Source organism: Nocardia sichangensis (genome assembly GCF_047200615.1).
Classification (GTDB): domain Bacteria; phylum Actinomycetota; class Actinomycetes; order Mycobacteriales; family Mycobacteriaceae; genus Nocardia; species Nocardia sichangensis.
Map to the genome: position 1 here is coordinate 45,727 of NZ_JBJZOK010000026.1, position 20,910 is coordinate 66,636.

The following is a 20,910-nucleotide window of genomic DNA, read 5'->3' on the forward strand; positions in this document are numbered from 1 at the left end:
GCCTGCCGCATCCGATCCGCGCCATCGATCAGGGTTCGCCGTTGACGACCGCCATCAGCGCGTCGGTGAACGGCTGTCCACCCTGAATGGCTCCGCCCGCGATCGCGCCGACGACCAGGCCGATCGGGCCGGTGATGATGCTGAAGAAGCCCAGGCCGATCAGGGCCCCGAGCAGTCCGCCGAGCAGCGCGCCGCCGACCACGCCGACCACGTTCTGGTTCAACTCGGCGATGAGACGGTTCATCGAGCTGATCGGCTGCATCTCGCCGATCTCCTTGGCGCCTGCCACCGGGGTGAGCGCGAGACGCCGTCCGCTGTCGCTGATTTCGTGCGCGACCGACAGCTTGCTGCCGGAAACCTGGAAGGTGAGCGGCACTTCGGCCACCACGGCCCCGGTATCGGAGGTCAGCTTGATCTTGGTGCCGTCGTCGGCCACCGCGAAGGTGCCGTGCTCGACGGCGGTCGAGATGGCTCCGGTCTCGCGTGAGACCGTGGTGTGGTAGTCGACCCCCTGCTCTACCCCGGTTGTCGTGATCTCACGCTCCGGTTCTACGGGTTTCGCGTTCGCGGCCCCCGCTGTGATGCCCACTGCGGCAACCGCGCCGAGCGTAATGGCGGCAATAGTGCCGAACTTCATTCTGGAATTCCTTCTCACCGAGACACCGGCTCCGGAGGCCGGATGGCGTGTGACTGTACAGCGCCCGTGACTAGTTTCCAGACTTGGCGACCGGCACACCTGATCGCGAAGTTCGTTATCCGATCGTGATCACACCGGGCCCGGATACCGACACGTACGTGAATTCCCAGCGCGGATCGCTACGCCTGGGAAGGAAAACTCGACGCGGACGTGCCGCGTAGTGTAAGCATGGCGTGGTCTTCAATCCGCAAGATTCACAACTTCGGGTCGCTAGGTGGGTCGAAGGGTTCACAGCTCTGGAGGACGTACGTGTCGCGCCAACGTGTCCGCGCCGGTATCACCCTGGCCGCCTTCATGGTCGGGACCGGACTGGCGGCCACCATCGTGGTCGTCGCCGCGCTATCGATGTCCGGCCCCGCCGATGAGCCGGCCAAGGCCGCCGCTCAGAACGCCGCCGCGGCAACAACCTCGGCTCCCCCGCCGACCACCGAGGAGCCGCTGCCGACCACCACGGAAGCGCTGCCGACCACGTCGGCGATGCGCGGCGCGTCCAACAAGAGCGCCACCAGCATGCAGGTGAACATCGGCGACTGCGTACAGCTCGGCGGAGCAGGCGCGATCGACAAAACCGCTTGTGGCAGCCAGAACTCCGTCTACAAAGTCGTCGATAAGGCACCGGCGAACGCCACCTGCCCCACCGACGCCGACCACACCTACAACGAAACTTTGCACGGGGCGACACAGGCCGCGCTGTGCCTGGACATCGACTGGGTCGTCGGCGGCTGCATGGAACTGACACCCGGCAGCCCCAAGCGTCTCGACTGCGCCGCCCACACCCCTGGCGCGGTCCGGGTCATCGACATCAAGCAGAACACCGTCGACGTCAACGCGTGCGGGTCGGCCGACAGTGGAATCGTCTACCAGCAAAGGCATTTCGTGGTTTGCGTGGCGCGGCTGTAGGTGCCGTTACACCTCCGCGATACGGACTTTCCGCCCACGAGGGAGCCGCGACTTTGCGGCCGATTAACAGACATGCGAAGTCTTGTGTCCCTTAAGGCGAGGCTCGGAACGTTATTTGTTCTGCCGGTGGAGAATTCGCGTGCTGCCACTCGCGCGTTACAAGCGTCGTAAACCAGCGGCGATCTCACACAATTCGGGCCGCACAGTCTGAAACGTGCGCATTCAATTATTTTCGCGCAATCGCGCCAATAAAAACCCTAGTTTTCCGCGAAATACTCCAGGCGTGCGCTCGTCAGCCCACACCGTCGAGTGACAGGCCCATGAGCACCGCGTCCCACAGCTCGCCGCTGCGGCGTCGGTAATGCCCGCGCAAGACGCCCTCGACCTCGAAACCCGCTCGGTCGTAGAGCGTCATCGCGCGCTGATTGTGCGGCCATACTTGCAGACTCACCTTGTGGGCGCCCCGATCCCGCGACCAACTGATGACTCGCTCGAGCAGCGCCGACCCGATGCCACGTCCCCGCCGGTCCGCCGCGACCATCATGCCGAAGGCCGTGACGCCAGGTGTGCCGAAGTAGACCGTCGCCGTGCCCACGACGCATCCGTCGATCTCCGTCACGAACACACCGCGCTTCTCGTCGCCGAGATTCGCTCGTATCTGCCGTGCGGCGTCTTCCTCGTCCAACGGCGCTTCGGCCCCGATCCATTTGCCCTCCGCTGCCACCGCGACGCGCAGTTGGACGATCCCGTCGACATCGGCTTCCTCGGCGACACGAGCCGTGGGGCCGGTCAGCGACCGCGGTCTCGCCGACGGGCGGCTCGGGGCGAGCCGCGCGTACACGAACATGTCGCGACGACTTTCGCCGACTTGCCGCCACCCGCGCAGCAGCCCCTCACGCCGGAATCCCGCCCGCTCGGCAGTCCGGATGGAGGCGGTATTCCACGGTTCCACGTAGAGCTGCAGCCGGGCAACGGCCAGTTGCTCGAACGCCCAGTCCGCGACCGCCCGCAGCGCGTGGGCGGCCACACCCTGCCCACGAGCGGACCGCACCAGCCAATACCCGACCGATGCCCGGCCCTCTCCGAGATCCTTGGTCCAGATTCCGATACTGCCGAGCGGCTTACCGTCCGTCGCTCGCGCGATCACGAAGGGGTACCCGCTTCCGCTCCCGGGTCGTTCCCACTGCCGCTCGACGAACTCCTTCGCCGCTTCCTCGGTGTAGATCGACGGCACAGTGGTGATCAACGGGATCGTGTCGTCGTCCGACGCTTCCCGAACCAGGTCGAGATCCGCAGACGACATCGACCAAGGTCGAAGAACCAGTTCGCCTGCCGCTGCGGTCAATTCCGGCACGCGGCGCATCCGGACCGTATCCGAGCTATTCCCCACCAGATGATGATCACCGTCCGCGATCGCGACGGCTAGTGGATTCGGCCGTACCCGCGCAGCTCCGGCTCGGCATCAGCCGCGCCTGTGTAGATCATCCTCGCGTTGCACCCACGCGTTGGCGCGTCGGCCAACTGGTCAGCGCGTAACTTGCCTTGGTTCTATGCCGCTTGTCGGAAGTCGCTTGGTGGCTGATGCGAGAAGACCCGCCCACATTGTCTTGCCTGCTTGCCACCTGCACGGCGGATATCGACAGGTACCTTCGGAAGTGGATAGCCATCGGCGGAGGAGTACGCCATGAACGACATCCCCCCGAACGAAGTCGGGCGGAGACTGCGTGAAATCCGCGTTTGGCGCGGGCAAAGCCTCGAGGTAGTCGCTGGCCTAGCAGGTATCAGCTTCGGATATCTCGGCCGCCTCGAGCGCGGCGAGCAAGCCTTGTCCAACCGCGCCACCCTGGAGGCGCTGGCGCGGGCGCTACGCGTCTCCCCGGCAGAGTTCTATCCGGCAGCTGGACAGTCTGGTTCGCGAGCCGAAGGCAACGAGTCCGCCCATGCCGGAGTCGTCGCGATCGAACGCGCACTAGATGTATACGAACTCGGCGACGACCCCGGCGGCGCAGTACGCGAATGGCCCGCCATCGCCACGGATCTAGAGCGTCTGACCGATCTTCAGCAACGCGGCGACTACGCTGGACAAGCACGAATGACTCCCGACCTGCTTGCCGAGTTGCATGCGGTCTATGCCCGATCGCCGGAATACCGTCGCAACACGCTCCTTGGCCTGATTCTTTGCTATTCGTCGGCGATGTGGATCACAAAACGGCTTACTGGGCGTGGCCTTCCGCTGCTGGCCGCCAAAGCTGCACAAGAGTGTGCCGCCGCGCTCGATTCGCCCGCGTGGATCGGGTTTGCCACGTGGCTTCGTGGCGACGCTACGGGCGGTTTGTCCCGGCCTGAACAGTACCGGCGCGCTGTACGGTGCATTGATGCGCTAAGCCCGCACTTGGACGACGGCCAAGTCCTGCAAACGGCCGGAATGCTGCATCTTTCGGCCGCGCTCGCTTCGGCTGTGCAGCGCGATCGGTCCACGGCTGAGACGCATTTGGACGAAGCCGCCGCTCTGGCAGGACGCATGGATACCGAGACCGGAACATTCGGCCGCATGTGGTTCGGCGCGCCGAATATTGGGATCTGGCGCGCGTGCATCGGCATGGAGTTCGGCGACGGCGTGAAAGTGGCCGAAAACGCACGCGGAGTCAACGTGCACAGTATTCCCAGCAAGTCGCGGCAAGCTGAGTTCTACATGGAAGTCGGCCGTTCCCTGTTGACCGATCCCACTCGCCGTGAGCAAGGCGTGCAAGTACTCCTGCGCGCCGAGCACCTTGCGCCGCAGCGTGTCCACGCCGATGTGCTGGCCCGTGAAGCCGTGGCCGATGTGCTCCGCGCTGCACGGCGCGATGCGGGCGGACGTGAATTGCGCGGCTTAGCATGGCGACTGGGTATCGCTCCCGAACACGCGCCCAAGAACTGATCGTGTCCTCGCGTTTGTCCTTCGTGGACAAATCTGTTGTGGCCCAGCTCATAACGTCTGCTCCGGCCCCGACGCCGGGGTGAGCCGGCCACCTCGTCATCTCGGCCGCGCCAGTACGGCTATGACCGCTGGCTGGTGCTGCGCCCTCGGCGTCGGGTGCTTTCCAATCGGATCGCAGGGAGGCGCAGGGGATGGATGCGAGCAGTCGGCAGGGGTTGTATCGGGCGGGAGTGCCTGAGCTGGAGCGGATCGCGGCGTATCTGAAAGACGCGTCGACGCCGTTGCGTGGCTCGCTCACAGATACGCACGGCGCACTGGCCGTCGGGATGCGGTGCGCGGCGGTCGCGGGGGCAGACGCCGTGAACGATCGAGCGACGATCGAGGCGCTCGCACGGCGGCACGGTTACACACTGGCCGCGATCTATGTGGTTGCGCCGCAGACGGTATCGCCGGTGGCGGCGGCGCGTGTGTTGGAAATGGTGCACGTCGCCCGCGCGAGTGCGGTGATAGTTCCGGGGATGACGCATCTGGGCGGCTCGGTTCCGGCCGACTTCACGCGAGAGTGCAGCGTGATCATGCCGGGACACGTGATGCTCGGCCGCGCCCTGTACCCGACCCCGGCACCGTCGGGGGACGCGGAGGCTCAGGCATGAGCGCGCCGGGCATCGAAGGCTTCGATCTGGCAACCCCATCCGGACGGTGCGCGTACTACAAGATGATCTGTCAACTGCCTGCCGAGGTAGAACCCGAAGCACTCGGCCGAATCGTGGTGCGACCAGGTTCGCTGGTGTGGGGCGTCTCGGTGCCCGAGCCGTTGGGGCGGGCAGCGACGGACCGGTTGCGCAGCGGCGGATACGGTCTCGGTCCGATCATCACGCACCCGCATTCCCTGACCTGGACATTTCTGGTGCGGCCTGATCTGCCCGACGAACCTCGAATCTTCGCGGGCCTGTTCCGGGATCGCGTGAAGGTGATCCGCGACGGCGGATTGATCGCCCTCCCTTCCCCGGCCGACAGCAACACCGCATACCGCGCATGGCTCGAGGTTCCCTGCGACACCTACCGGCCCTCAGGACGGCTGGTGGTGGAAGCAGTGCAAGCATCCCTGCTCGCAAGCGCGGTCAGGACAGGCCGATGAACTCGCACGGCGAATCGATCACGCCGCCGATTCGCAGTCTCATGACCGGCCGCACCCAGTCCCCGCACCCAGAGGAACCCGACGTACACCTTTCGGTCTACCTGCACGACCAACGAATGGACTTCGCCGCATGCCTGACCGCCGCATTGGTATTCGTCCAGGACTGGAACGCCCGCCACCGCCCCGGCGCGGTAACCGTCCTCCCCGGCGACCCCACCGGCCTCCCCCGCCTCCCGAACGAGCGGCTCTACCTCAAATGTTGACAAGGCCAGCCGGTGCCCGTCGACACAGAGAAGGGATCGAGTCACTCAAGGGAACCGAAGTCGTGGCTGGTGCGTCAAAGCATGTTGAAAAGCAATGAAGTTGGCAGTCAGGACTGCGCGCTACCACCACCCGCTGGAGGCGATGGAGCCGTATCGGGCCGCTGACGCGCCATCACCGAGAGAGGCAAGATCATCACCGCCTACCCAGGAGGAGCCTGTGGTGGAAAAGTCTGATCCGAATCTGGCTGAACTCACCGATTCGGTGATTCGTGCCGGTAACGAGTGGGGATACCAGATCGGCCGCGACAGCGCAGGTCGGCTGCTACTCACGGCTGTAGGCGAATCACCGGTGGTTCCCCCCGTAGAGTTCCGCTTCACCGACCAAGAACTTCATGACTACTATTCGCGCCTCGCGGCGAAAGCTGGAACTCCCAATGGCGAGAGCACGCCGTGGAAGACGTGGATGGTTCTGATGTCGACTCACCTCAGCGAGGCCGTCTACAAGGCGGGGGTGCTCAACCAGCCATGCGCCATCGTGATCGATAGGGCTGGATTCTGGGCCGAACCGGCATAGCCAGCGGCTCGAAGTGCCTCAGAGGAAGGCTTGCGGCAAGCCCATGCCCTGCGGCGACCCCAGAATCGCCGCGACAGCAGGCTCTATTCGAGCGCACGAATATGTACCCGGAGGGGCATCCGCTGACCAAGGAGGTGACTCGGTGCCCAACGCAGACGCGGATGGCCGGTTCGATCTGCTGCTGTGCCGCACTATCTCGCTGATCCTCGCTCCGGCCGGTACTGCAGTCGGTCCGCGGGTGCGGGGAGTCGTACGCGCGGACTCCGGACATGCCCGCATCGTGCTGTCGCCGGACGCAGCGATGGTCTCAGGAATCGCGGTTAACTACGAATTAAATTTTGGCACAAGACTATTCGATGTCACCGGCGCTATCGACCACGCGCGGATCACCCTCGCGCCCGCTGTCACACAGCTACTGGCTGACCACGAGGACCAACCGCGTGACAGCCACGGCAACACCGTCCTCGCCGCAGCCGATACCGGGTTCGACTACACCGCCGGAGCCGATTCCGGTGACCAACGCCTGTTCAGTCTGTTCAGCCTCCTGGTCGGCGGCGGCCTGCCCTGGTTCGCCGACGAGTACACGTTCGCAGGATTCTTTTACACCGACGCCGACACCTGCCGCATCTACATCCATGTCACCCGCGCGGACCGCACCTACGGCATCGACCTGACCGTCAGCGGCGACGACGGCCGCCCGACCGGATACGCCTACCTCGCCCAAGAGTTGGCACCGCTGGCCAGTACAGGCGACATCGCTCGACAGCCAGTTCTCGATGACACCGACGACTATTGCAACAGCGTTGTGGATTTGGGCGCCTGGATGGGACCGGCAGGGTCCCGCACCGCTACCACTGTCTGAGGTTGAGTGTTCGACGTCAGTATTCGAGTTCATCCCATGGGATGGTGATCGGGAACGGGCGGTCGAACTCGATACCGTCCAGGTTCTGGTGGGTCCATTCGGCGGCGACGATGTAGTTGGCGGCACGGAGCGGATGAACCCCGTCCGGGAGTTGTGCATGGCCGATGTCGAGACCGTACGCGCGAACGGTGGCGATCGCGCTGACCTCACGAGCCAACGTCACTTCCCAGTACCAAGGGATGCCCGCGCTGGCGTACCGTCCCTTCTTGGCTTCGATATCGGTCTGCGTGTTGCCGGGCGACAGGACCTCGCCGACCAAGACGACGTCACCGCCGCGCACGTCTTGATAGGCGGATCCGAGACAGCGGTGGACCAGAAAATCCGGAGTCAGGAAGTTGGACTTGCCGGCGTCCCCAAGGAATACGTTCGTCTCGGTGGTCACGCGCCAACACTGTTCGGGATTCTCCGACATGTCTTTCCGTGCGCAGCGCTCGAGCGTGGCCCAGAGCCGGTTGGAGAAAGTCTGATGCTCGGCCGGACCGCGGCGCACCCAGACCACATGTCCGTCCCACAACTCGATCTGCGCCGCGAGCTCCTCGGGGAGCCGCTCCAGCTCCTCCCAAGTCATGAACTCTGGGAGGTCAGAGCGTCCTGTGTTCGGAACAGACATGCCGCAATGGTAGTGGGCGAAGCTGTCCCGCTGGATGGCTATTTACCCCGGCAGGGGCTGATCAAGCCCGGTTAGTTCAACCCCGCATACGAATGCAACCCGCTGATCACCATGTTGATGATGAACAGGTTGAACAGCATCGCGACGAAGGCGGCGATGTTGATCCACGCCGCCTTGGTGTCGCGCCAGCCCGAGGTGGCGCGGGCGTGGAGGTAGGCGGCGTAGAGGACCCAGGCGATGAAGGAGCAGGTTTCCTTCGGGTCCCAGCCCCAGAAGCGGCCCCACGCGGCTTCGGCCCAGATGGCGCCGAGGATGACGCCCGCGCCGAACAGCGGGAAGCCGATGATGGTGGCCTTGTAGGCGAGCCGGTCGAGGGTGCGGGCGTCGGGCAGGCGGCGGGCGATGGCGCCGAGCACATTGGCCGACTCCTGGCCGTCCGGCTGACGCAGGCGGTAGAGGAAGAGCATGCTCGCCACGCCCGCGAACAGGAAGACGCCGCTGCCCACGCTGACGATGGTGACGTGCACCGGCAGCCAGAACGACTTCAACGCGGGCACCACGGGTGCGGCGTCGGCGTAGAGCACCGTGCCTGCGAGGAACAGCAGGATCAGCACCGGCACCAGCAGGAAAACCCACATGGCGCGGTAGCGCTGCTCGCGCAGGAGCGCGATCCCGACCAGCACGGCGGCCGCCGTCGCCATGGTGACGAACTCGTACATGTTGCCCAGCGGGAAGCGGTGGGTCGCGAAGCCGCGCAGCACGATCGCGCCCACGTGCAGCGCGATGGCCACCATGAGCACCGAGAACGCCATGTTGCCCAGCCGCTCCGACAGCGGCCGCCCCTCGGGCTCGCTGACGCGGCCGGGTCCCTGCGGTGTCGACCCGCCGCCCACCGTCACCAGCTCGCGCTCGGAGACCTGGCGGCTGCGCGCCGTCGCGTACTGCCAGATCAGCAGCACCAGCACCAGCGCGTACACCACGATCGCCGTCTTGAAGGCGAAATCGCTGTACCTGGCGATGGTCTCGTCGATCGGCATCGTCACTCTCCCGTGGTCTCGGCGTGCTCATCGAGCAGGCGCATGCGCAGCCGGTCGAACTCGCCGCCCCAGCCCGCCTGGTCGGTCCTGGCGAGCCCGCCCATCTCTACTACAGTGCGTCGTTGGTCCACGGTACCGGCTGTGTCCTCGGCCGGGTAGACCCGCACCCAGATCCGCCTGCGCTTGATCAGCAGCGAGACCAGCAGGCCCGCCATCATCAGCAGCGCGCTCACCAGCACCCACTGCTGTGCCGGGTCGTGCGAGACCTGGAGATTCACGAACTCCTGCGCGCCGTCGAAGGTGACCTTGGTGCCGTTCGGCAGCGTGGTCGACTCGCCGGGGCGGAGATTGACCCTGGCCTCCTTGGCGAGCCTGCCCTGCTTGACCTGCTCGGGATCGAGGGCGAACAACGATTGCGGCTTACCGGTGTCCAAGCCGGTGTCGCCGCGATAGATGTCGACCGCGACAGCGGGATCGTTCATCGCGGGGTACGCGGAGGACAGCAACGATCCGTGGAACATCGCCGTGGGCGCGAACAAGCCCTCGATCGCGATCTGGTTCTTGCGGCGCTCCTCGTCGGTGGCGTACATCCCACCGGGCGGGTCGATCCGCAGCACGCCGCTGGACAGGAACGTCGAGGCGTCGTCGGGCCGCCACTGAATGGACTCGGAGCGGGTCTGGCCGTTGGGGAAGGTCACCGTGAAGGTCGGCGCGTAGCCGTGTCCTTGCAGGTAGAGCCGGTCACCCGCGACGCGGAGCGGATGGTTGACCTGCACCCTGGTGTCGCGCCAGGTGTTCGTCCGCAGATCGTCGCCCGCCTGGTAGGAGAGGTTCGCGGTGAACATCTCCGCCTGCCCGTTGGTCAGGTAATCGGCCTGGAAATCCTTCACCCGCACACAGACCGGGGTCATGCCGGTGCCGTCGTTGACGTTGCCCGCCTTGAACGAGTCGAACACCGCGGGCGAGGTGGTGCAGAAGCCGGGGCCGTTGTTCGCCAGCACGATGACGCTGCCCTCGTAGCCGAACAGCTTGCCCATCGCGATGGCGACCAGCAGCCCGACCAGCGCGAGGTGGAACACCAGATTGCCGAGTTCGCGGGTGTAGCCCTTCTCCGCGGACAGCGCCAGTTCACCCTCGCGGGGGCCGGGGCGGACCTCGCTGCGCCAGCCGCGCAGCTGGGCGCGGGCGTGGTCGATCAGCTCCTGCGGCGACCGCTCGACCCGGGCCGCGTAGTGGTGCGGAAGCCTCGTCAGATTGCGCGGCGCGCGCACCGGCGGTGTACGCAGAGCGCGGTAGTGGTCGAGCGTGCGCGGCAGGATGCAACCCACCAGTGAGATGAACAGCAGCACGTAGACGGCCGTGAACCAGAAACTGGAGAACACGTCGAACAGCTCGAAGCGGTCCATCCACGGGCCGAGCGTGGGCCGGCTCGCGATGTACTGCTCGACCTTCTGCTCGTTCAGGTTCCGCTGCGGCAGCAGCGCGCCGGGAATCGCGGCGAGGGCGAGCAGGAACAGCAGCACCAGGGCGGTGCGCATGCTGGTGAGCCCGCGCCAAGTGTTGCGCAGGAACGCCCAGGCCCGCCCGATCAGCGATTGACGCGGCGGACGCTCGGGGCTTTCGATCGTGGGGTGGTCGGTCACGGTCATATCGGCAGGGTCACCTCGGAGACGAACGCGTCCCGCACCCAGGCGACGAACTGGTCCCACGCCCCGGTGACCAGCGCGGCGCCGACCGCGACGAGCAACATGCCCCCGATGATCTGAATGGTGCGGGAATTGCGGCGCAGCCACCCGACCCCACGCAGCGCGCTCGCCGACCCGAACGCCAGCACCACGAACGGCAGACCGAGGCCGAGACAGTAAGCGACGATCAGCGCGACCCCGCGCACCGCCGTGGTCCCGTCGGTGCCCGCGGCCACGGCCATGACACCCGACAGCGTGGGGCCGAGGCACGGCGTCCATCCCAGCGCGAACACCCCGCCCAGCAGCGGAGCGCCCATGAGGCTGGTGAGCCTGCGCGGTTCCATCCGGGTGTCGCGCTGCAACGCGGGCACCAGGCCGATGAAGACCAGGCCCATCAGGATCGTCACCACACCGCCGATGCGTTGCAGCAGTTCCCGATTCACGTTGAGGGTCTGGATGACGCCGAACACGGTCGCGGTGGCGAGCACGAAGACCACGGTGAAACCGGCGACGAACAAACCGGCCGCACCCGCGACCCGCATCCGCCCCGACCGAAGCGGCCGCGCGGCAGTCGCGACGCGTCCGCCGGTGGCCTCCGCCACCGTGGCAGGCGGCGCCTCCGCGCCGACGAGTCCGGCCAGATAGGACAGGTACCCCGGCACCAGGGGCACCACACACGGCGAGGCGAACGACACCAGACCCGCGAGCAGGCACGCGCCGAGCGCCAGCAGCAGCGGCCCGGAGGCCGCCGTCTGCTGGAACGAATCACCGACTGCGGCGAGCACCATCACAGGTCCTCCCCGGTACGCGGCGCGGTGCGCGCGAGGGTCACACCGAGTCCTCCCGCGTGTCCTCGGACGATCGTCCGGCGCCGCGGCGTGGCGCCACCGTGCGCTCGGTGGCCGCGGGTTCCTCGGCCGCGTCGAACGCCGGGAAGTCCAGCAACGACTCGGCCGCGACGCTGCGCGGCACGGTGGCGATGCCCGCCCACCGGTCGTCGACGGCCCATCCGCCGCCGATTCGTCGGGCGCCCTGCCGTGGCCGACAGGCACGCAGGTGGCGGGTACGACGGTCGCGATTCACTGTGATTCCTCCGCGGCGATACTTTCGACCACTGACTGCAGATCTTCGGCCAGCAGGGACCGCAGGAATACCGCGGCGACCCGGTGTTGCCGGTCGAGGACGAGCGTGGTGGGGATGACACTGGTAGGGAAATTCCCGCCGAGCGCCAAGAGCGTGCGCATCGACGGGTCGTAGACGGACGGGTAGCCGACCTTGTTGTCGACCACGAAATCTTGGGCCTTGTCCTGTTGCGGATCGCGGACGTTGATGCCGAGGAAGGCGACGCCTTTGTCCTTGGTCGCTTCGTAGACCTTTTCCAGGGCGGGCGCCTCGGCGCGGCACGGACCGCACCACTGGCCCCACAGGTTGAGTACCACGACCTTGCCCGCGTAGTCCTCCACCGAGGTGGTCTTGCCCGCGATCATCAGGTCCGGACCGGCGAGTTTGCCGATGGTGCCGCGCGCGGCGGGCGGGTCGTAGCGGATGTCGGTCTTGCCGCCGGGCGAGACGAATTCGAAGGTGCCGCCCGAGGCCACCGCGTCCGAACCGGTCGAACAACCCGCGAGCGCGGCGATCAGCGCCACGCACGCGAGCAGAGCCGGCAGCACCCGCCCGGCGCGCGCCGAAGGCGGGATGGGGAACGCGGTGCGGTGCGTCATGCGCCGTGCACCGAGGGGTCCGAGCCGCCCGCGGGCTCGGAGTAGACGATGTCGACCAGCGTGTCGCCGTGATAGACGAGCGAGGTCAGCGAGGCGAGCGAGCACTGCCGTTGCCGGGGGTCGTGCCATAGGCGCTGGCCTTGGAGGAACCGCCGAAGCGTCCAAACGGGTAGCTGGTGAGAGACGAGCACGGCCTCCCGCCCGGCCGCTTCGACCCGGGCTTTGTTCACGGCCGCCAGCATGCGGTGCGCGATCTGGAGGTACGGCTCGCCCCAGGACGGGGTGAAGGGGTCGCGCAGCTTCCACCAGTGCCGCGGCTTGCGCAGCGCGCCGTCGCCGACCGAGACGCGCAGGCCTTCGAAGGTGTTGCCCGCCTCGATGAGGTTCTCGTCGGTGCGCACGATGACGTCGTGCTGCGCGGCGATCGGCTCGGCGGTCTCCTGAGCACGCTGCAGCGGCGACGCGATGACCACGGCGATGTCGTGATCGGCCAGGGTCCGCGCGACAGCGGCGGCCTGCGCACGGCCCGCCACCGAAAGGCTGAAGCCGGGCAGGCGGCCGTAGAGGATGCCGTTCGGGTTGTGCACCTCGCCGTGGCGCAGCACGTGCACGATCGTCTCGATCGCGGCGGCGCCGCCGTCGTGCACCCGGTCGGTGGCGCTGGTCCGCGCGTCGGCGTGCTCCGCCGCCTCGGTTCCATTGGTCTCGGTCTCGGCCGGAGCCGGCTTGTCCCCTTTACGCGCCGCGACGACCTGCGCGTCCGACGACGCGGCAGCCGCCGCGAACTGGGCGCCCGCCTCGACCAGGCTGGATTCCTCGGATCCTGGCTCGGCGGTCTGCGTCCCGGCGCTCGCGGCGGCGAACTGCTCACCAGCGTCGATCACGGTCGCGTCCGCGGCCGGATCGACCGCGACGGCGGTCGCGCCGTGCGTCGCGGTCACCTCCGGCGCGGCGGACGGCTTGGCCGGCTCGCGCCGGTCGGCATCGGGCTGATCGAGGTCGGAGGTCACGCGCGGGATCCTTCGGGGGTGGCGGCCGCCGCCGCGTGCGCGGCGGCGGGCAGGGCGGCAGCGATACGGTCGAACGCGTCCTCGTCGAGCGCCGCGGAGACGAACCACGCTTCGAACGCGCTCGGCGGCGCGTACACGCCACCGTCGAGCAGGGCGTGGAAGAACGCTGGATAGCGCCAGGTCTCGCTCGCCTTGGCGGCGGCGTAGTCGGTGACCGGGCGTTCGGCGAAGAACACGCTCACCATATTGCCTGCGAACTGGACCTGATGCCCGACCCCCGCGGCGGTCAGCGCCGAGGTGAACAGCTCGCCGAGCCGCCGCGCGTTGCGGTCCAGCGCGGCGTACACCGCCTCGTCGGCCGCGCGCAGTGTGGCGAGGCCCGCGGCCACCGCGACCGGGTTACCGGACAGCGTCCCGGCCTGGTAGACCGGCCCGAGCGGCGCGAGGTGGTTCATGATCTCGGCGCGACCGCCGAACGCGGCCGCGGGCAGACCGCCGCTCATCACCTTGCCGAAGGTGTAGAGGTCGCCCGCGACGCCTTCCCGGCCGAACCAACCCGCGGCGCTGACCCGGAATCCGGTCATCACCTCGTCCATGACGAGTAGCGCCCCGTGCTCGGCGGTGAGCGCGCGCAGTCCCGCGTTGAATCCGGGCAGCGGCGCCACCGCGCCCATGTTGCCCGCCGCGGCCTCGGTGATCACGCAGGCGATCTGACCCGGGTTCGCGGCGAACGCGGCGGCGACGGCGTCGATGTCGTTGTAGGGCAGCACGATGGTGTCGGCGGCCTGCGCGCCCGTCACGCCGGGCGAGGTGGGCAGCCCGAGCGTGGCGACGCCGGAGCCCGCGTCGGCGAGCAGCGCGTCGACGTGGCCGTGATAACAACCGGCGAACTTGATGATCTTGGTGCGTCCGGTGTAGCCGCGGGCCAGCCGGACCGCGCTCATCGTCGCCTCGGTGCCCGAGTTCACCAGCCGTACCCGCTCCACCGGCGTGACCCGCCGCACGATCTCCTCGGCGAGTTCGATCTCGGCTTCGGTCGGCGCGCCGAAGGACAGACCCCCGCTCGCCGCGCCGCGCACCGCCTCGACTACCGCCGGATGCGCGTGGCCAAGGATCATCGGCCCCCAGGAGCAGACCAGGTCGACGTACTCGTTGCCGTCCGCGTCGACGAGCCTCCAGCCGTCGGCCGAGGCGATGAATCGCGGTGTGCCGCCGACGGATCGAAATGCCCGCACCGGAGAGTTGACGCCACCCGGAATCACCGAACTCGCCCGGTCGAAGAGCTGAGCGGAAACCGGCACAGCGGCACTGGTCACGCGCGGAGAAGAACTCACGAGTTCCAGTCTCTCAGCACCGGAAAATCGGCTTGACGACAGGGTGTAGTGCAGTGATGCAGGCCGCAGCCGCCCGGCAACACGCCGAGGTGGGGTTCGCGCGGATTTCGATCGCTGAACGGTTGCCGGTGCGTAGTCTCAGCTCACATTCGTCCATCGTTCGGGAGGGTCTGCATGCGGATTGCCATCGTCAGCGTGGGTGTGCTCGCCGTCGTCGCGGGGGCCGCAATGGCACTCGGCGCCGGATCCGCCGCCGCGCAGCCGCTCGATCAAATCGACGACGTGCGGCTGGCCATCCCCTTGGACCACACGGCGACCGCAGCGCTGGCCGGCGGGCCGATTCCCGCCGTGGTCACCATGTTCGTCCCGCCCAGCCGGATCGGCGCCGGACTGAAGAACGACTCCGCGATCTACCGCGACGACCGCGGTGCGGTGCACGCCACACTGCGCCAGGTGGTGCTGGAGGCGGCGGGCCATCCGGACGGCACGGTCACCGTCTACCTGAACGCCCCCGGCACCCGCGACGGCCGTGTGCTGGACATCTACCAGCACTGGAACTGAACGGGCGCCGGGCCGCCGCAGTCAGGCGTACATGCAGGGGACCTGCGCCGACATCGTGTGCAGGAAGCACATGAACCCGTTGTAAGGGCCGGCGGATCCGGAATCCGGCACCAGGATCGGCGCATCGACCGGATTCGCGTCCTCCAGTGGCAGTCCCGGGGTCGCGCCTGCGGGCGCGGCCCCGAGTCCGAGGGCGGCGGCCACGGCAAACGCGGCACAAATCTTCACGGCGAACCGGTTCATCGAACACTTTCCTTCATCGACGCACGTACCAGATACGGCCGAAATACTAAAGGCCCCAGGGCCATTCCAACCAAAGCGCACGGTCGGCGGGCGTCGGGCGCCGAACCGGGGGCGGTAGCACGGTAACCCGCCTGCGCGCGGTCCGCAGCGGTTAGCAGGCAATCCGTGGCTACGTGATGCCCAGACAGAACGCGGCGAAGCCGGTCGTCACCAGGCACGCCAACGGCGTCGGCAGCGCGTGCAGCAGCGGTGCCGGCGGCGTGGCCGCGAAGGCGGGTGTCACCGGAACAGGCTCTTGCGGAACGGTTTCGGCGGACGCGGTGGCTGGTACGGCTGCGGCCGCGCCGATCACACCGGCCGCCACCGCACCGAAAAGTGTTCGCTGGACAGTTGGTTTCATGTGATCGGCGTTCCCGCTGCGCGCGGCATGAAACGATCGCAGACGAATTCGCGTCGATCAGCGCACGGCTCCGGCGCCACGCAGTCCACGCGCGAGCCGGGCCGCGGCGTCGATGGCGAGCACACCGGCCACCGCGACGAGCAGCGTGGCCAGTAGCCACCAAGGCGCGGCATAGCGGATCGCGGTGAAACCCGGGGCGTCGCCGGACGGCGGGAAATCGGTGGTGCGCATGCCCGCGCGTGCGCTCAACGCCGCCCCGATCAGCGCGAGCACGAACAGATCCACTTCCACCAGCACCGCGACCAGCCAGCGCCTCATCGGTCCACTCCGTCCGAACTGCGTTGAACGGCCTCGGTCAACGCCGCGCGCAGCGCCTTGTGGTCTCTGGCCCAGGCCTGCACCAGGCTGCCGTCGGCCAGCCGCAGGCCGATGCCGGTACGGCGGCGCGGCACGCCGCTCAGCTCACCGAGCGCCCTGGCCGACTCCCACTCTTCGTCGTCCCAGGAGTTCTCGTCCCGTTCCGGCATGACCTCCGCGATCGAGCTCAGCGGGACCGACTCGGTGCCCGAACGCAGCGTCTCCGCGGTGAGTTCGACGCCGACGTGCCGTTTGCCCGCGACCACTTGCAGTGCGACGAAACCGGCGATCAGCGCGGCACAGAACAGCAGGGCGAACCAGTGCACGTCACCACCGGTGACGAGTTCCAGGACGAGAACGGCCAAGCACAGGATCGGCCCGTAGGCTACGGCGCGCCAGCGGGCGCCCGGCTCGGTGAACAAGACGGCTTCGGCGGTCACGCCGGAGCCCCCGCGGCAGCGTGGACCAAGGCGGAGAGCGGAATCAGCGACTCAAGCCGGGCAGCAACAGCACGGCGACGGTCAGCACGGCGAACAGAATCAGCAGACTCAAGACGGCCAGATCCCGCCGAATGCTGTGCGGCTGCTGGATCACCACTCGCATCGATGCCTCCGATCCTCCGGAGCCATTTGCCGAGTTCGCGCGCGTAATAAGCGCCAACGAACGGCAGACGACTACCGGTTTCCACGTCCACTGTGACAACCCTCACCATACATGCCGGACTGTCTCGGACAAATTGGAAACCTGTTCCATTCAGAGCCTCAACGCCTGCCCGGCTGGAAGTAAGCGGTGGCTTCGGGTCGGTGGGACAGATAGATGGCGCCGACCGCGAGCACGCCCTGCACGATGGAAGCACCGCCCGCGACGAGCGAGGCCGTCCCGGTCACCGCGTCGATTGCCAGCAACGCGCCGACGCCGATCACCACGGACCAAGCGCCGAGGACCGTCAGCACGGTGCGCGCCCACGGTTTGCCACGCCCGAACTGGTGCACGATCACCAGAGCGAGCGCGGACAGACCGAGCCCGATCAGCACCACGACTACGTAGACCAGCGACACCATCAGCTCGGCGCTTGCCATCGTGACCTGCGGATCTTGCGTCCTGGCCTGCTCGAAGACCTGCTCGGCGAACGTGCGCCGCTGATCCAGGGCAGCGACGATCGAGGCGATCAACTGCACCACGCCGAATCCGACGACACCCCACCACAGCTGCCGCGCGGTACCGACATCCTCCGGCATCGGGGGCCGGGCCGAGCCCGCGGCGAACGGTCCCGCCATATTCGTCACGACAGCCAGTTCGCGGCCTCGGTCGCCCAGTAGGTGAGCACGAAGTCCGCGCCGGCCCGGCGAATGCTCAGCAGCGACTCGAGGACGGCGCCGCGGCGGTCGATCCAGCCGCGCTCGGCGGCGGCGGTGATCATCGCGTACTCGCCGGAGATCTGGTAGGCGGCGACCGGGACCGTCGAGTGATCGGCGACCTCGCGGAGAATGTCCAGATACGACATGGCCGGCTTGACCATGACGATGTCCGCGCCCTCGGCCAGGTCCAGTTCGAGCTCGCGGATCGCCTCGCGCCGATTTGCCGGGTTCTGCTGATAGGTGCGCCGGTCGCCTTCCAGCGAGGAAGCGACCGCTTCCCGGAACGGTCCGTAGAACGCCGAAGCGTATTTGGCGGAGTAGGCCAGGATGCCGGTATCGATGCGCCCGGCCGCGTCCAGACCGCGCCGGATCGCGCCTACCTGGCCGTCCATCATGCCGCTGGTGCCGAGCAGGTCGGCGCCCGCCTCGGCCTGGGCGAGCGCCATCTCGACGTAGCGGTCCAGCGTCGCGTCGTTGTCGACCGCGCCGTCGGCCGCGAGCACACCGCAGTGCCCGTGATCGGTGAACTCGTCCAGGCAGGTGTCGGCCATGACCACGGTCGAGTCGCCCACCTCGTCGGCGAGGGCGCGCAGGCCGCGGTTGAGGATGCCGCGCGGATCGCTGGCCGCGCTGCCTACCGCGTCCTTGTCCTCCGGACGCGGCACGCCGAACAGCATGATGCCGCCGACACCCGCCGCGACCGCCTCGACCGCCGCCTTGCGCAGCGAGTCGAGCGAATGCTGCACCACGCCCGGCATGGAGCCGATCGGACGCGGCTCCGCCAAGCCGTCGGCCACGAACATCGGCAGCACCAATTGCCGTGGTTCGAGCGTGGTTTCGGCCACGAGACGGCGCAGAGCGGGAGTACGGCGCAACCGCCGTGGGCGGTCCATTCCGGTCATGAATCGCACGATACGCCCGGCGCGATCCGCTGTCGCGAGCGCCCGTGGCCCGCTCCGCGACGCCGGGCCCGACCCTCTGGGACAGCTGCCGCGCGTTACCCGGCGATCACTCATGCCATCCGAGTGATAACAGTGTGCGAAATCACACATTACCCCCCTGACGAAGGCGCATACTCCGACTAGGCGAGACCCGCTGGGGGACAAGCATGACCGATCCGCACATCGACATCTCGCTGGCCAGAGCCGCCGACTTCGAGTCGTGGGCGGCGGTGTTGCTGGCCGACTGGTGGCCCGTGCTCACCGACGGTCTGCCTCCGCCCGCGTTCATGCTGCGGGTCTGGCGTGCCACCGACGCCACCGGGCAGAACTTCGCCGTGGAGTTCGTCGCACGACAATCGGCCGCGCCCGAGGTGATGCCGGGCGCGCACGTCGCCTTCCGGATGCTCGGCATCCGGCCCGACGAGCCCGAGTGGATACGCAGCCGGGGGACGCACCTGGCCGGCGGCACCGAGGACGCCATCGTCCAGTTGCGCTTCTCCGACACCGCCCGCTGCGTCTTCCTCCGCCTGCAGAGCAGGCCGTGTCAGGTGACGGAGGCGGCGGGCCGACGACTGTGCGCAGGGGCGGAGACCAGCCTCCGGTTTCCGGACACCGCTTCGGGGCCGCTGGACGTGCGCGTGGCCCGCAACAGCGCACGGCATCTGCTCGCCCAGCACAGCGCACGGCATGCCACCCCGGCCGACCCCTTACAGCTCGGGCCGCCGCAGCGGGTCGCCGACATCGGCTGGGCCTTCATCTTCCCGTGGTCGACCACGTCCTGGTACCTCGACGGCTCGGTACCCACGCTTCCGCCGGGCAGCCGGGGGCCGATCGTGGTCGTCAAGGACACCGGACACACCTGGCTGCTGGACAGCCTCCGCAACTACGACGCGCAGCTGACCGCTTACGCGCACGCGAACGGGTACCGCGTCCCGATGGAACAGGCGCGATGATGGACGGCGTGGTGTTCCGCGAGACGGGCTGTTGAGATGACCGAGCCGCCGAGCGAGGTCGAGTTGGTCGCCATGCAACGGCGCGCCGAAGCGCTGTGGCACGCGGGCGACGCGGCGGGCGCCGAACGCTGGCTGCGCCGGGCCGCCGCGGGTGGCAGCGCGCCGGCGATGGGCATGCTCGGCGCGCTGCTGGGAGCCGACGGGCGGATCGGCGAGGGGATCCACTGGCTGGAGACCGCCGCCGGCCGCGGCAACGAAGCGGCGGGGATACAGCTGGGCCTGCTGCACACCGAGCGCGGGAATATCGATGAGGCGGAGCGCTGGTTGCGGCCGGCCGCCGAGCGCGGGTTGCCGGAAGCCCTCTGCAATATGGGCGTCATCGCCAACCGGCGTGGACGCGACGAAGAGGCCGAGCAGTGGTACGAACGAGCTGTCCGCGCCGGAAACCCCACGGCCATGCGCAGTCTCGGCTTGCGCTTGGCGCGCCGCGGCGAATTCGACCGCGCGATCGACCTGCTCACCGAGGCCGCGCGGCGGGGAAGGACCGATGCGATGGCAGTGCTCGGCGCCTTGCATCTGGACCGCGGCGAGCCGATCGAGGGTGAGCGGTGGTTGCGCAAGGGCGCCGAAGCGGGCGACCCGGACTCGATGTTCCACCTCGCCCTATTGCTGCGCGCCGCCAACACCCCCTACCTCGCAGGCGATTTCGCCGACCCCGAGGTGCTGCGGACCGCCGCCGCCATCGCGACCGGCCGCACGCCGGCGCAGCGGGAAGCCAGGCAGTGGCTGGAACGCGCGGCCGCGCTCGGCCATCCGCAGTCGATGCGACTGTTGCACGATCTGTGAGCCACTGGACGCTCGAAAACCCTTCTGGCCAGCCAAGTTTGTCGGTCCCCCCGGGTACAATCGAAGGTACGTTCGAGGGGGCTCGCCCGCCCCCGATCGCCACGGGAGGGATGCCAATGCGCACACCACAAACCGTTCTCATCGATCGCCCCTACACCCCTTTGCAGAAGCGCCCGCTGCCTCCGGGCCGCCCCAAGGCGTGGTACGTCCTGCACAACCGGCGGCTCAAGGCGATGCGCCTGGCGATCGCACTGCTCGACTCCGGCGTCTACGCACCGAGTTACGCCACGAACAAGCGAATCAGGCACACCGCCGAGGTAATCGGCATCCGCCCACCCTCCGACGCCACCTGCTCCATGGTCCGCACCTTGATGCGCAGACGGTACTGAGATCCGATCGCTGGTTCGGGTCGCGGTCGCGAAGTCGCATAAGCGAGCCTT

General features: G+C 67.9%; 27 protein-coding genes. 11 read left to right on the top strand and 16 right to left on the bottom strand.

Features of this window, described 5'->3' with window-relative positions; genetic code table 11:
• Positions 1–28 precede the first annotated feature (28 nt).
• Positions 29–637 (bottom strand): hypothetical protein, encoded by a 609-nt coding sequence (locus ACL03I_RS29420; RefSeq protein ID WP_356962556.1) that lies wholly within the window; start codon positions 635–637, stop codon positions 29–31.
• 309 nt (positions 638–946) lie between these two features.
• Here ACL03I_RS29420 and lppU point away from each other — a divergent pair, with 309 nt between their 5' ends.
• Complete coding sequence (gene lppU, locus ACL03I_RS29425; protein ID WP_355071981.1) at positions 947–1,597, top strand: LppU family putative lipoprotein; 651 nt, start codon at positions 947–949, stop codon at positions 1,595–1,597.
• 292 nt (positions 1,598–1,889) lie between these two features.
• On the opposite strand, the gene ACL03I_RS29430 is transcribed toward lppU, so the two are convergent.
• Entirely contained in the window at positions 1,890–2,960 is a 1,071-nt protein-coding gene (locus ACL03I_RS29430; RefSeq protein WP_412807502.1) for a GNAT family N-acetyltransferase, read from the bottom strand.
• 321 nt (positions 2,961–3,281) lie between these two features.
• Here ACL03I_RS29430 and ACL03I_RS29435 point away from each other — a divergent pair, with 321 nt between their 5' ends.
• From ACL03I_RS29435 to ACL03I_RS29460, 6 genes are all read left to right on the top strand, one after another.
• Positions 3,282–4,517, top strand: coding sequence for a helix-turn-helix domain-containing protein (locus ACL03I_RS29435; RefSeq protein ID WP_397080052.1), 1,236 nt, complete (start codon positions 3,282–3,284; stop codon positions 4,515–4,517).
• A gap of 191 nt (positions 4,518–4,708) precedes the next feature.
• Positions 4,709–5,170: a hypothetical protein gene (locus ACL03I_RS29440; RefSeq protein WP_412807473.1), complete on the top strand. Its 462-nt coding sequence runs from the start codon at positions 4,709–4,711 to the stop codon at positions 5,168–5,170.
• Positions 5,167–5,655, top strand: coding sequence for a DNA-directed RNA polymerase subunit beta (locus tag ACL03I_RS29445; protein WP_412807474.1), 489 nt, complete (start codon positions 5,167–5,169; stop codon positions 5,653–5,655). The genes ACL03I_RS29440 and ACL03I_RS29445 overlap by 4 nt, the downstream gene beginning before the upstream one ends.
• Positions 5,652–5,918 (top strand): hypothetical protein, encoded by a 267-nt coding sequence (locus ACL03I_RS29450; protein WP_412807475.1) that lies wholly within the window; start codon positions 5,652–5,654, stop codon positions 5,916–5,918. Before ACL03I_RS29445 ends, ACL03I_RS29450 begins: the two co-directional genes overlap by 4 nt.
• Positions 5,919–6,138: 220 nt before the next feature.
• The gene (locus ACL03I_RS29455; protein ID WP_412807476.1) at positions 6,139–6,492 is read left to right on the top strand and encodes a hypothetical protein; all 354 of its coding nucleotides are present in this window, start codon (positions 6,139–6,141) and stop codon (positions 6,490–6,492) included.
• 142 nt (positions 6,493–6,634) lie between these two features.
• On the top strand, positions 6,635–7,354 hold the full coding sequence (locus ACL03I_RS29460; protein WP_412807477.1) for a hypothetical protein: 720 nt from the start codon (positions 6,635–6,637) through the stop codon (positions 7,352–7,354).
• Positions 7,355–7,370: 16 nt separating this feature from the next.
• Here ACL03I_RS29460 and ACL03I_RS29465 read toward each other — a convergent pair whose 3' ends face one another.
• From ACL03I_RS29465 to hemL, 8 genes are all read right to left on the bottom strand, one after another.
• Positions 7,371–8,024 carry a Uma2 family endonuclease gene (locus ACL03I_RS29465; protein WP_355071967.1) on the bottom strand — a complete coding sequence of 218 codons (654 nt, stop codon included), beginning with the start codon at positions 8,022–8,024 and terminating at the stop codon, positions 7,371–7,373.
• A gap of 71 nt (positions 8,025–8,095) precedes the next feature.
• Positions 8,096–9,061 (bottom strand): c-type cytochrome biogenesis protein CcsB, encoded by a 966-nt coding sequence (gene ccsB, locus ACL03I_RS29470; RefSeq protein ID WP_355071966.1) that lies wholly within the window; start codon positions 9,059–9,061, stop codon positions 8,096–8,098.
• 2 nt (positions 9,062–9,063) lie between these two features.
• Positions 9,064–10,710, bottom strand: a complete 1,647-nt coding sequence (gene resB / locus ACL03I_RS29475; RefSeq protein ID WP_412807478.1) for a cytochrome c biogenesis protein ResB — start codon at positions 10,708–10,710, stop codon at positions 9,064–9,066.
• The gene (locus tag ACL03I_RS29480) at positions 10,707–11,534 is read right to left on the bottom strand and encodes a cytochrome c biogenesis CcdA family protein (RefSeq protein WP_355071962.1); all 828 of its coding nucleotides are present in this window, start codon (positions 11,532–11,534) and stop codon (positions 10,707–10,709) included. The genes resB and ACL03I_RS29480 overlap by 4 nt, the downstream gene beginning before the upstream one ends.
• A gap of 40 nt (positions 11,535–11,574) precedes the next feature.
• Positions 11,575–11,829 carry a hypothetical protein gene (locus tag ACL03I_RS29485; protein ID WP_364424300.1) on the bottom strand — a complete coding sequence of 85 codons (255 nt, stop codon included), beginning with the start codon at positions 11,827–11,829 and terminating at the stop codon, positions 11,575–11,577.
• Positions 11,826–12,467 (bottom strand): TlpA disulfide reductase family protein, encoded by a 642-nt coding sequence (locus ACL03I_RS29490; RefSeq protein ID WP_355071959.1) that lies wholly within the window; start codon positions 12,465–12,467, stop codon positions 11,826–11,828. Before ACL03I_RS29490 ends, ACL03I_RS29485 begins: the two co-directional genes overlap by 4 nt.
• The gene (locus ACL03I_RS29495; protein WP_355072138.1) at positions 12,464–13,114 is read right to left on the bottom strand and encodes a histidine phosphatase family protein; all 651 of its coding nucleotides are present in this window, start codon (positions 13,112–13,114) and stop codon (positions 12,464–12,466) included. Before ACL03I_RS29495 ends, ACL03I_RS29490 begins: the two co-directional genes overlap by 4 nt.
• Positions 13,115–13,473: 359 nt before the next feature.
• Complete coding sequence (gene hemL / locus ACL03I_RS29500) at positions 13,474–14,811, bottom strand: glutamate-1-semialdehyde 2,1-aminomutase (protein WP_355071957.1); 1,338 nt, start codon at positions 14,809–14,811, stop codon at positions 13,474–13,476.
• A 174-nt stretch (positions 14,812–14,985) separates the two neighbouring features.
• Here hemL and ACL03I_RS29505 point away from each other — a divergent pair, with 174 nt between their 5' ends.
• Entirely contained in the window at positions 14,986–15,372 is a 387-nt protein-coding gene (locus tag ACL03I_RS29505) for a hypothetical protein (protein WP_355071956.1), read from the top strand.
• A 21-nt stretch (positions 15,373–15,393) separates the two neighbouring features.
• Here the strand turns inward: ACL03I_RS29505 and ACL03I_RS29510 are convergent, their stop codons facing one another.
• From ACL03I_RS29510 to hemB, 6 genes are all read right to left on the bottom strand, one after another.
• Positions 15,394–15,615, bottom strand: a complete 222-nt coding sequence (locus ACL03I_RS29510; RefSeq protein WP_355071954.1) for a hypothetical protein — start codon at positions 15,613–15,615, stop codon at positions 15,394–15,396.
• 169 nt (positions 15,616–15,784) lie between these two features.
• A complete protein-coding gene (locus tag ACL03I_RS29515; protein ID WP_355071952.1) occupies positions 15,785–16,015 on the bottom strand; it encodes a hypothetical protein in 231 nt (76 codons plus the stop codon).
• 57 nt (positions 16,016–16,072) lie between these two features.
• Positions 16,073–16,333, bottom strand: coding sequence for a hypothetical protein (locus ACL03I_RS29520; protein WP_355071951.1), 261 nt, complete (start codon positions 16,331–16,333; stop codon positions 16,073–16,075).
• Positions 16,330–16,812 carry a hypothetical protein gene (locus tag ACL03I_RS29525; protein WP_412807479.1) on the bottom strand — a complete coding sequence of 161 codons (483 nt, stop codon included), beginning with the start codon at positions 16,810–16,812 and terminating at the stop codon, positions 16,330–16,332. The genes ACL03I_RS29520 and ACL03I_RS29525 overlap by 4 nt, the downstream gene beginning before the upstream one ends.
• A gap of 321 nt (positions 16,813–17,133) precedes the next feature.
• Positions 17,134–17,649 carry a hypothetical protein gene (locus tag ACL03I_RS29530; protein WP_355071947.1) on the bottom strand — a complete coding sequence of 172 codons (516 nt, stop codon included), beginning with the start codon at positions 17,647–17,649 and terminating at the stop codon, positions 17,134–17,136.
• 5 nt (positions 17,650–17,654) lie between these two features.
• The gene (gene hemB, locus ACL03I_RS29535) at positions 17,655–18,632 is read right to left on the bottom strand and encodes a porphobilinogen synthase (RefSeq protein ID WP_364424309.1); all 978 of its coding nucleotides are present in this window, start codon (positions 18,630–18,632) and stop codon (positions 17,655–17,657) included.
• Positions 18,633–18,838: 206 nt separating this feature from the next.
• On the opposite strand from hemB, the gene ACL03I_RS29540 reads away from it, so the two are divergent.
• The 3 genes from ACL03I_RS29540 (at position 18,839) to ACL03I_RS29550 (ending at position 20,859) form a co-directional block, all read left to right on the top strand.
• On the top strand, positions 18,839–19,624 hold the full coding sequence (locus ACL03I_RS29540; RefSeq protein WP_412807480.1) for a hypothetical protein: 786 nt from the start codon (positions 18,839–18,841) through the stop codon (positions 19,622–19,624).
• A 36-nt stretch (positions 19,625–19,660) separates the two neighbouring features.
• Positions 19,661–20,470 carry a tetratricopeptide repeat protein gene (locus ACL03I_RS29545; protein WP_412807481.1) on the top strand — a complete coding sequence of 270 codons (810 nt, stop codon included), beginning with the start codon at positions 19,661–19,663 and terminating at the stop codon, positions 20,468–20,470.
• Positions 20,471–20,586: 116 nt separating this feature from the next.
• The gene (locus tag ACL03I_RS29550; protein WP_355071939.1) at positions 20,587–20,859 is read left to right on the top strand and encodes a hypothetical protein; all 273 of its coding nucleotides are present in this window, start codon (positions 20,587–20,589) and stop codon (positions 20,857–20,859) included.
• Positions 20,860–20,910: the final 51 nt, after the last annotated feature.